The sequence below is a fragment of the Streptomyces boncukensis genome (genome assembly GCF_011045075.1).
Taxonomy (GTDB): Bacteria; Actinomycetota; Actinomycetes; order Streptomycetales; family Streptomycetaceae; genus Streptomyces; species Streptomyces boncukensis.
Genome location: NZ_JAAKZZ010000310.1, coordinates 1 through 9127 on the forward strand (window position 1 = coordinate 1; position 9127 = coordinate 9127).

A 9127-nucleotide genomic window follows, 5' to 3' on the forward strand; every position below is an offset into this window, starting at 1 on the left:
CCCCCAGCACCCCCCGTCCCCCGCAGCAGCGACACCTCACTGGACAGACAACCAGAACCCATGATCCCCCTCTCCCTCGCAGAGATCGCCGCCCTGACCGGCGGGCGGCAGCACGGCATAACGGACCCGGCGGCGCGGATCACCGGGCCCGTGGTGATCGACTCCCGAGAGGCGGGCCCCGGCAGCCTCTTCGCGGCGTTCGCCGGGGAGCGCGTCGACGGCCACGACTACGCGCGCGCGGCCGTGGAGGCCGGCGCGGTCGCGGTGCTCGCCACCCGGCCCGTCGCCGGCGTCCCCGCCGTCGTGGTCGACGACGTCACCGCGGCGCTGGGCGCCCTCGCCCGCCATACGGCCGCCACGCTCGGCACCCGGGTCGTGGCCCTCACCGGCTCCAGCGGCAAGACCAGCACCAAGGACCTGATCGCCCAGCTGCTGGAGCGGATCGGGCCCACGGTGTGGCCGCCGGGGTCGTTCAACAACGAGATCGGCCTCCCGCTCACCGCGCTGCGGGCCGGCGCGGACACCCGGCACCTGGTGCTGGAGATGGGCGCGCGCGGCCTCGGGCACATCCGCTACCTCGCCGGGCTCACCCCGCCCGGCATCGGCGTGGTCCTCAACGTCGGCACCGCGCACATCGGCGAGTTCGGCAGCCGGGAGCGGATCGCCGAGGCCAAGGGCGAGCTGGTCGAGGTGCTGCCGGCGGCGGACGAGGGCGGCGTCGCGGTGCTGAACGCCGACGACCCGCTGGTCCGCGCCATGCGCACCCGTACCTCCGCACGGGTGGTCCTCTTCGGCGAGGACCGGGAGGCGGACGTACGCGCCGAGCATGTCCGGCTCACCGCGCGCGGCACCCCCGCCTTCACCCTGCACACCCCCACCGGGTGCGGCGAGGTGACCCTGCGCCTGTACGGTGAGCACCACGTGTCGAACGCGCTCGCCGCGGCGGCCGTCGCCCACGAACTGGGCATGCCTGCCGGGGAGATCGCCACCGCGCTCTGCGAGGCGGGCACGCTCTCCCGTTGGCGGATGGAGGTCACCGAGCGCGCCGACGGCGTCACGGTCGTCAACGACGCCTACAACGCCAACCCCGACTCCATGCGGGCCGCGCTGCGCGCGCTGGCCGCCATGGGCGGGGCGGCCCGGGCACCGGGGGGCCGCACCTGGGCGGTGCTGGGCGAGATGGCCGAGCTCGGCGATGACGCGCTCGCCGAGCACGACGCGATCGGACGGCTCGCCGTCCGGCTCAACGTCAGCAAGCTCGTGGCGGTCGGCGGCCAGGAGGCCGCGTGGCTGGACATGGGCGCCAAGAACGAGGGTTCGTGGGGTGAGGAGTCGGTGCACGTGTCCGACGCTGAGGCGGCCGTCGACCTGCTGCGCGGGGAACTGCGCGCGGGGGATGTCGTACTCGTGAAGGCTTCCCGTTCGGTCGGTCTGGAGAGAGTCGCTCAGGCGCTTCTCGGAGAAGTGAGCAGCGAAGGCGGGGTCGCCGCCCGATGAGGCAAATCCTCTTCTCCGGGGTCATCGGACTCTTTCTGTCCCTGGTCGGGACCCCGCTGCTGATCAAGCTGCTGGCCTCGAAGGGCTACGGCCAGTTCATCCGGGACGACGGTCCCCGCGACCACCACGGCAAGCGCGGCACCCCGACGATGGGCGGGATCGCCTTCATCCTGGCGACGATCATCGCGTACGTCCTCACCAAGCTGATCACCGGCAGCCAGCCCACGTTCTCCGGGGTGCTGGTGCTCTTCCTGTTCGCCGGGATGGGCCTGGTCGGCTTCCTGGACGACTACATCAAGATCGTCAAGCAGCGCAGTCTGGGGCTGCGCGCCAGGGCGAAGATGGCGGGCCAGCTGATCGTCGGCATCTCCTTCGCGGTCCTCGCGCTGAACTTCGAGGACGCCCGCCAGCTGACCCCGGCCTCCACGAAGCTCTCCTTCACCCAGGACTTCGGCTGGGCGCTGCCGCCGGTGATCTTCGTCGTCTGGGCGCTGTTCATGATCCTCGCGATGTCGAACGGCGTGAACCTCACCGACGGCCTGGACGGCCTGGCGACCGGCGCCTCGGTGATGGTGTTCGGCGCGTACACGTTCATCGGCGTCTGGGAGTACCAGGAGTCCTGCGCGAACGTCGCCAGCGCCAGCCAGGCGTGCTACGAGGTGCGGGATCCACTCGATCTGGCGGTGGTCGCCGCGGCGCTGATGGGCTCCTGCTTCGGCTTCCTGTGGTGGAACACCTCGCCCGCCAAGGTCTTCATGGGCGACACCGGCTCGCTCGCCCTCGGCGGCGCGCTCGCGGGCCTGGCCATCACCTCCCGCACCGAGCTGCTGCTGGCCGTCCTCGGCGGCCTCTTCGTCCTGATCACCATGTCCGTGGTCATTCAGGTCGGCTCGTTCAGGCTCACCAGGAGGCGAGTGTTCAAGATGGCACCGCTCCAGCACCACTTCGAGCTCAAGGGGTGGTCCGAAGTCCTGGTGGTGGTCCGGTTCTGGATCATCCAGGGGATGTGCGCCATCGTCGGTGTCGGCATCTTCTACGCGGGCTGGGTGGCGAGCAAGTGAGCTTCCAGGACCTCGCCGGCGACCTCGCCGGGCGGCATGTCACCGTCGCCGGGCTCGGCGTCAGCGGCCTCCCGGCGGCCAGGGCGCTGCTGCGGCTCGGCGCCCGGGTCACCGCCGTCAACGGCGGCGACGGCGAGGGCCCGCGCCGCCAGGCGGCCGAGCTGGAGGAGCTGGGGGCCGCGGTCCGGCTGGGCGACGACCGTACGCTGCCCGAGGGCACGGACCTCGTCGTCACCACGCCCGGCTTCCAGCCGGACAGCCCGCTCTTCCGGGCCGCGGCAGCGGCGGGCGCTCCGGTGTGGGGCGACGTCGAGCTGGCGTGGCGGCTGCGCGGCCCGGACAGCCCGCCCTGGCTCGCCGTCACCGGAACCAACGGCAAGACGACCACCGTCCGGATGCTCGCGGGCATGCTGCGCGCCGCGGGGCTGCGTACGGCGGCGGTCGGCAACATCGGGGTCTCGCTCGTCGACGTGGTGCTGGAGCAGGAGCCCTACGCCGGGCTGGACGTGCTGGCCGTCGAGCTGTCCAGCTACCAGCTGCACTGGGCGCCCAGCCTGCGCCCGCACTCCGCCGCCGTGCTGAACCTCGCCCCCGACCACCTCGACTGGCACGGCTCGATGGACGCGTACGCCGCCGACAAGGGCCGCATCTACGAGGGCAACGAGGTCGCCTGCGTCTACAACGCCGCCGACCCGGCCACCGAGGAGCTGGTCCGCCGCGCCGACGTGGCCGAGGGCGCCCGCGCCATCGGCTTCACCCTGGGCGCCCCGGCGCCCTCCCAGGTGGGTGTCGTGGACGGCGTCCTCGTGGACCGCGCCTTCACCGCCGACCGGCAGCGGCAGGCCCAGGAGCTGGCCGAGGTCTCGGATGTGACGCCGCCGGCCCCGCACAACATCGCCAACGCCCTCGCGGCGGCGGCGCTCGCCCGTGCCTTCGGGGTCGCGCCCGCCGCCGTACGCGACGGCCTGCGCGCCTTCCGCCCCGACGCGCACCGGATGACCCATGTCGCGGACGTGGCCGGGGTCGGGTACGTGGACGACTCGAAGGCCACCAACACCCACGCCACCGAGGCGTCGCTGGCTGCCTACGGCTCCGTCGTGTGGATCGCGGGCGGCCTCGCCAAGGGCGCCACCTTCGACGAGCTGGTGGGCGGCGCCGCGCCCCGGCTGCGGGGCGCCGTGCTGCTCGGCGCCGACCGGCACCTGATCGCACAGGCCCTCGCGCGACACGCCCCGGATGTGCCGACGGTCGACCTGGACCGCACGGACACTGGGGCGATGGCGGCGGCGGTCCGCGAGGCGGCGGCCCTGGCCCGGCCGGGGGACACCGTGCTGCTGGCCCCCGCGTGCGCGTCGATGGACATGTTCGTCAACTACAACGCGCGTGGTGACGCGTTCGCCGAGGCGGTACGGGCCCTTGAGCGGAGCGCGACGGAGGACTAGGGCCCGCCCGATGGGTCATGCACACCCTCCGCGCCGCCTGGCACGCACATCCGCGGCGTTGCCGGATCACCCGAGCAGGCCCACTGCGAGGGAGATCCGGCGCCTTGCGGGTGCACGCACCAGACGACGCGGAGGGCGCACATGACCCATCGGACAGACCCCAGGGCCCGCTCGCCGATCCGCGCGGACCGGGCCGCGGGCGAGACGGAGGGATACGGATGACGGCTCGATCGCGATCCGCCAAGCCGCCCACGGCACGGCGCGAAGCGCGCTCCCCGGCCCCCGCGCGCCCCCCGCGTCGTCCGCGCTCTCCGGGAAGCTCCCTCGCATCCCGGCAGGGGCTGTACGCCCGCGCGAAGCGCGCCTGGGACCGCCCCCTGACGGCGTACTACCTCATCCTCGGCGGCAGCCTGCTCATCACCGCGCTGGGCCTGGTGATGGTCTTCTCCGCCTCGCAGATCGAGGCGCTGCGCTCCGGGCTGTCCTCCACGTACTTCTTCCGCAAGCAGCTGGTGGCGGCCGGGCTGGGCACCCTGCTGCTGTTCGCGGCCTCCCGGATGCCGGTCCGGCTGCACCGCGCGCTGGCCTACCCGCTGCTGGCGGGCTCGGTGTTCCTGCTGTGCCTGGTCCAGGTGCCCGGGATAGGGCGCGAGGTGAACGGGAACCAGAACTGGATCTACCTGGGCGGCCCGTTCCAGATCCAGCCCAGCGAGTTCGCCAAGCTCGCGCTGGTGCTGTGGGGCGCCGACCTGCTCGCCCGGAAGAGCGACAAGCGGATGCTCACCCAGTGGAAGCATCTGCTGGTGCCACTCGTCCCGGTCACCCTGCTGCTGCTCGGGCTGATCATGCTCGGCGGGGACATGGGCACCGCGATCATCCTCACGGCCCTGCTCTTCGGTCTGCTGTGGCTGGCGGGGGCGCCCACCCGGATGTTCGCCGCCGTGCTGGCGGTGACCGCCACCGTGAGTGCGTTCCTCATCACATCCAGCCCGCACCGCATGTCCCGCCTCGGCTGCATCGGCGCCACCGACCCGGGGCCCGACGACCAGTGCTGGCAGGCGGTGCACGGGATCTACGCCCTGGCCTCCGGCGGCTGGTTCGGCTCGGGCCTCGGCGCGAGCGTGGAGAAATGGGGCCAACTGCCGGAACCGCACACCGACTTCATCTTCGCCGTGACCGGGGAGGAACTCGGTCTCGCGGGGACGCTGTCGGTGCTCACCCTCTTCGCGGCTCTAGGCTATGCGGGTATCCGCGTGGCCGGACGCACGGAGGACGACTTCGTGAGGTATGCCGCGGGAGGCGTGACCACCTGGATCACGGCCCAGGCCGTGATCAATGTCGGTGCGGTGCTCGGCTTGCTGCCGATCGCCGGCGTCCCCCTCCCGCTGTTCTCCTACGGAGGGTCCGCCCTGCTGCCGACGATGTACGCCATCGGGCTGCTGATCGCCTTCGCGCGCAGCGACCCGGCGGCGCACGCCGCACTGGCCATGCGGCAGCCCGCGCGGTGGCAGCGCCTGCTGCGGGGCGGGCTGACAGGGCCGCGTCCCGACGGGGGCACCCCCGGCCGGAAGAGTAGGAAGACGATGAGACGGCGCCCCGAGCGGCGGCCGTCCGGAGAGCGGTGAATCAGAGTGCACGTCGTACTCGCCGGTGGGGGGACCGCCGGCCACATCGAGCCCGCGCTCGCGCTCGCTGACGCCCTGCGCAGGCAGGACCCGACCGTGGGGATCACGGCCCTGGGGACGGAGCGCGGCCTGGAGACGCGCCTGGTCCCGGAGCGCGGCTACCAGCTGGAGCTGATCCCGGCCGTTCCGCTGCCGCGGAAACCCACCCCCGAGCTGATCACCGTGCCGGGGCGGCTGCGCGGCACCATCAAGGCCACCGAGCAGATCCTGGAGCGCACCAAGGCGGACTGCGTGGTGGGCTTCGGCGGCTATGTCGCGCTGCCCGCCTATCTGGCCGCCAAGCGGGCCGGTGTCCCCATCGTCGTCCACGAGGCCAACGCCCGGCCGGGGCTGGCCAACAAGATCGGCTCCCGGTACGCGCACGGGGTCGCGGTCTCCACCCCGGACAGCAAGCTGCGCGGCGCCCGCTACATCGGCATCCCGCTGCGCCGCTCCATCGCCACCCTCAAGCGCGAGCAGCTGCGCCCCGAGGCGCGCGCCGCCTTCGGGCTGTCGCCGAATCTGCCGACGCTGCTGGTGTCCGGCGGCTCGCAGGGCGCCCGCCGGCTGAACGAGGTGGTGCAGCAGGCCGTGCCGCACCTCCAGCGCGCCGGGATCCAGGTGCTGCACGCGGTCGGCCCGAAGAATGACATGCCCCATGTGCAGGACATGCCCGGAATGCCGCCCTACGTACCGGTACCGTATGTGGACCGGATGGACCTCGCGTACGCGGCGGCCGACATGATGCTCTGCCGCGCGGGCGCGATGACCGTCGCGGAGCTGTCCGCCGTCGGGCTGCCGGCCGCGTACGTCCCGCTGCCCATCGGCAACGGCGAACAGCGGCTGAACGCCCAGCCCGTCGTCAAGGCGGGCGGCGGACTGCTCGTCGACGACGCCGAGCTGACGCCGGAGTGGATCCACGGCAATGTGCTCCCGGTCCTCGCCGACCAGCGGAAGCTGTACGACATGGCGCGGGCGGCGGCCGAGTTCGGCCGGGCGAACGCCGACGAGCTGCTGGTCGGCATGGTGTACGAGGCGATCGCGGCGCGCGGCCAGGGCTGAGGCCCCGGGCCCGCCGGGGCAGCGCTGGGAAGGCAGGGGTGCGCGTGGCCGGACCGACGAAGACCGCCGATCGGCGCGCGGGGCAGCGCCCGCGGCCCCGTCCGGCGTCCGGCGCGGGCGGCAGGCAGCGGACGGCGCGCACCCGCCGCCCGCGGCTGCCGCGCCGCCGCACCCTGGTCCTGACCGGGGTGCTGGCCGTACTGCTCGGCGGCTTCGCGGTGTACGCGCTCTACGGCTCGCCCTGGCTGCGGGTCGGCCATGTCTCGGTCAGCGGGACCAAGGCGCTGAGCGAGGGCGAGGTCGAGGACGCGGCGGCGGTGCCGGAGGGCGCCCCGCTGGTCACCGTCGACACCGGCGCCGTCGCCCGCCGGGTCCGCGCCGAGCTGCCCCGGGTCGCCCGCCTCGATGTGTCCCGCGACTGGCCGGACGGAATCAGCCTCAAGGTGACCGAAAGAGAGCCCGAACTGACCATGAAACGGGGCGGAAAGTACGTTGAAGTGGACGCCGAGGGCGTGCGATTCGCCACAGTCGGGAGCCCGCCCAAGGGCGTGCCGCTGCTGAGGGTGACCGCGGAGCGCTCGGCGAGCCTGCGGCACTTCGGGCAGGCCCGGCTGCGGCGCGCCGCCGTACGGGCGGTGACCGCGCTCCCGGACCCGGTGCGCCGGGCCACCCGCGAGGTCCGGGTCAGCTCCTACGACTCCGTCACACTGAAGCTGACGCGCGGCCGTACGGTGCTGTGGGGGAGCCCCGAGCGGGGCGAGGCCAAGGCGCGGGCGCTGACGGCGCTGATGAAGGCGGTCAGCTCCGCGAGCCACTTCGACGTCAGCGCCCCCAGCGCTCCGGCGGCCTCCAGGAGTTGACGGGCATCGTCGCTGGTGACCACCCTGGATGGCTAGACCTCTGCCTGATCACATAGGGTGCTGCGTTCTTCCGGGGGGCAACCCCCGTACCCCCGGCCGGGGTCGGCGAGGTGGCTGGTGTCCGGCACCCCCGAGCCGTGTCGGTTGACGGGCGTCCTCGCTGGTGACCACCCTGGATGGCTAGACCTCTGCCTGATCACATAGGGTGAAAAGAAAAACGGGAGGTTCGGCGTGTTCGTTGAACACCCACCACTTGTCGACTTAGTGTCCGTTGCGGAGAGTCCGAGTAAGACAGGCACGGGTAACCCTAAACTTCACGCTTAGGGTTCGGGTCGGCGTTCGAACCGCCCCACAGGGATACGTAACTCGAGGCGAGAGGCCTTCGACGTGGCAGCACCGCAGAACTACCTCGCAGTCATCAAAGTCGTCGGTATTGGCGGCGGTGGCGTGAACGCCATCAACCGGATGATCGAGGTCGGTCTCAAGGGCGTCGAGTTCATCGCGATCAACACCGACGCGCAGGCCCTGTTGATGAGCGACGCCGACGTCAAGCTCGATGTGGGCCGGGAGCTCACCCGCGGCCTCGGCGCCGGGGCCAACCCGGACGTCGGCCGCAAGGCGGCCGAGGACCACCGCGAGGAGATCGAGGAGGTCCTCAAGGGGGCCGACATGGTCTTCGTCACCGCGGGTGAGGGCGGCGGCACCGGCACCGGCGGCGCGCCGGTGGTGGCGAACATCGCGCGCTCCCTCGGCGCCCTGACCATCGGCGTGGTCACCCGCCCGTTCACCTTCGAGGGCCGCCGCCGGGCGAACCAGGCGGAGGACGGCATCGCGGGCCTGCGGGACGAGGTGGACACCCTCATCGTCATCCCGAACGACCGGCTGCTGTCCATCTCCGACCGCCAGGTGAGCGTGCTGGACGCGTTCAAGTCGGCGGACCAGGTGCTGCTGTCCGGCGTCCAGGGCATCACCGACCTCATCACCACCCCCGGCCTGATCAACCTGGACTTCGCGGACGTCAAGTCCGTGATGTCCGACGCGGGCTCGGCCCTGATGGGCATCGGCTCGGCGCGCGGCGACGACCGCGCGGTGGCCGCGGCCGAGATGGCGATCTCCTCGCCGCTGCTGGAGGCGTCCATCGACGGGGCGCGCGGTGTGCTGCTGTCCATCTCCGGCGGCTCGGACCTGGGGCTCTTCGAGATCAACGAGGCCGCGCAGCTGGTGAGCGAGGCCGCGCACCCCGAGGCGAACATCATCTTCGGCGCGGTGATCGACGACGCGCTCGGCGACGAGGTCCGGGTGACGGTGATCGCCGCCGGCTTCGACGGCGGCCAGCCGCCGCCGAAGAAGGGCGACAAGGCGCTGGGCGCGAGCAGCTCCGCGGCCCCGGCCCCCGCCGCCGCGTACCAGGAGGAGACCCCGGCCGAGCCCGAGCCCGAGCGCCCCTCGTTCGGCGGCCTGGGCACGGTCACCCCGCGCGAGCGCGAGGAGGAGCCGGTCCGCGGCGAGTCGGCGCCGGTCGGAGAGGTCCCCCCGCCCGC

Annotated in this window: 7 protein-coding genes; all 7 read left to right on the plus strand. The window is 72.8% G+C overall.

The genetic code is table 11. From position 1 onward, the window contains the following. Nucleotides 1-60: 60 nt before the first annotated feature. Entirely contained in the window at nucleotides 61-1497 is a 1437-nt protein-coding gene (locus tag G5C65_RS24695; protein WP_165301122.1) for a UDP-N-acetylmuramoyl-tripeptide--D-alanyl-D-alanine ligase, read from the plus strand. After that, on the plus strand, nucleotides 1494-2558 hold the full coding sequence (gene mraY / locus G5C65_RS24700) for a phospho-N-acetylmuramoyl-pentapeptide-transferase (protein WP_165301123.1): 1065 nt from the start codon (nucleotides 1494-1496) through the stop codon (nucleotides 2556-2558). Before G5C65_RS24695 ends, mraY begins: the two co-directional genes overlap by 4 nt. Continuing rightward, nucleotides 2555-4000 carry a UDP-N-acetylmuramoyl-L-alanine--D-glutamate ligase gene (murD, locus tag G5C65_RS24705; protein WP_338146633.1) on the plus strand — a complete coding sequence of 482 codons (1446 nt, stop codon included), beginning with the start codon at nucleotides 2555-2557 and terminating at the stop codon, nucleotides 3998-4000. Before mraY ends, murD begins: the two co-directional genes overlap by 4 nt. Before the next feature lie 218 nt (nucleotides 4001-4218). Further along, nucleotides 4219-5625 carry a putative lipid II flippase FtsW gene (gene ftsW, locus G5C65_RS24710; RefSeq protein WP_165301124.1) on the plus strand — a complete coding sequence of 469 codons (1407 nt, stop codon included), beginning with the start codon at nucleotides 4219-4221 and terminating at the stop codon, nucleotides 5623-5625. A 6-nt stretch (nucleotides 5626-5631) separates the two neighbouring features. Next, nucleotides 5632-6726 (plus strand): undecaprenyldiphospho-muramoylpentapeptide beta-N-acetylglucosaminyltransferase, encoded by a 1095-nt coding sequence (murG, locus tag G5C65_RS24715; RefSeq protein WP_165301125.1) that lies wholly within the window; start codon nucleotides 5632-5634, stop codon nucleotides 6724-6726. A 44-nt stretch (nucleotides 6727-6770) separates the two neighbouring features. Beyond that, a complete protein-coding gene (locus tag G5C65_RS24720) occupies nucleotides 6771-7586 on the plus strand; it encodes a cell division protein FtsQ/DivIB (RefSeq protein WP_165301126.1) in 816 nt (271 codons plus the stop codon). A gap of 387 nt (nucleotides 7587-7973) precedes the next feature. Further along, nucleotides 7974-9127 (plus strand): cell division protein FtsZ (gene ftsZ, locus G5C65_RS24725; protein ID WP_165301127.1); only part of this gene is annotated, 1154 nt, incomplete at its 3' end.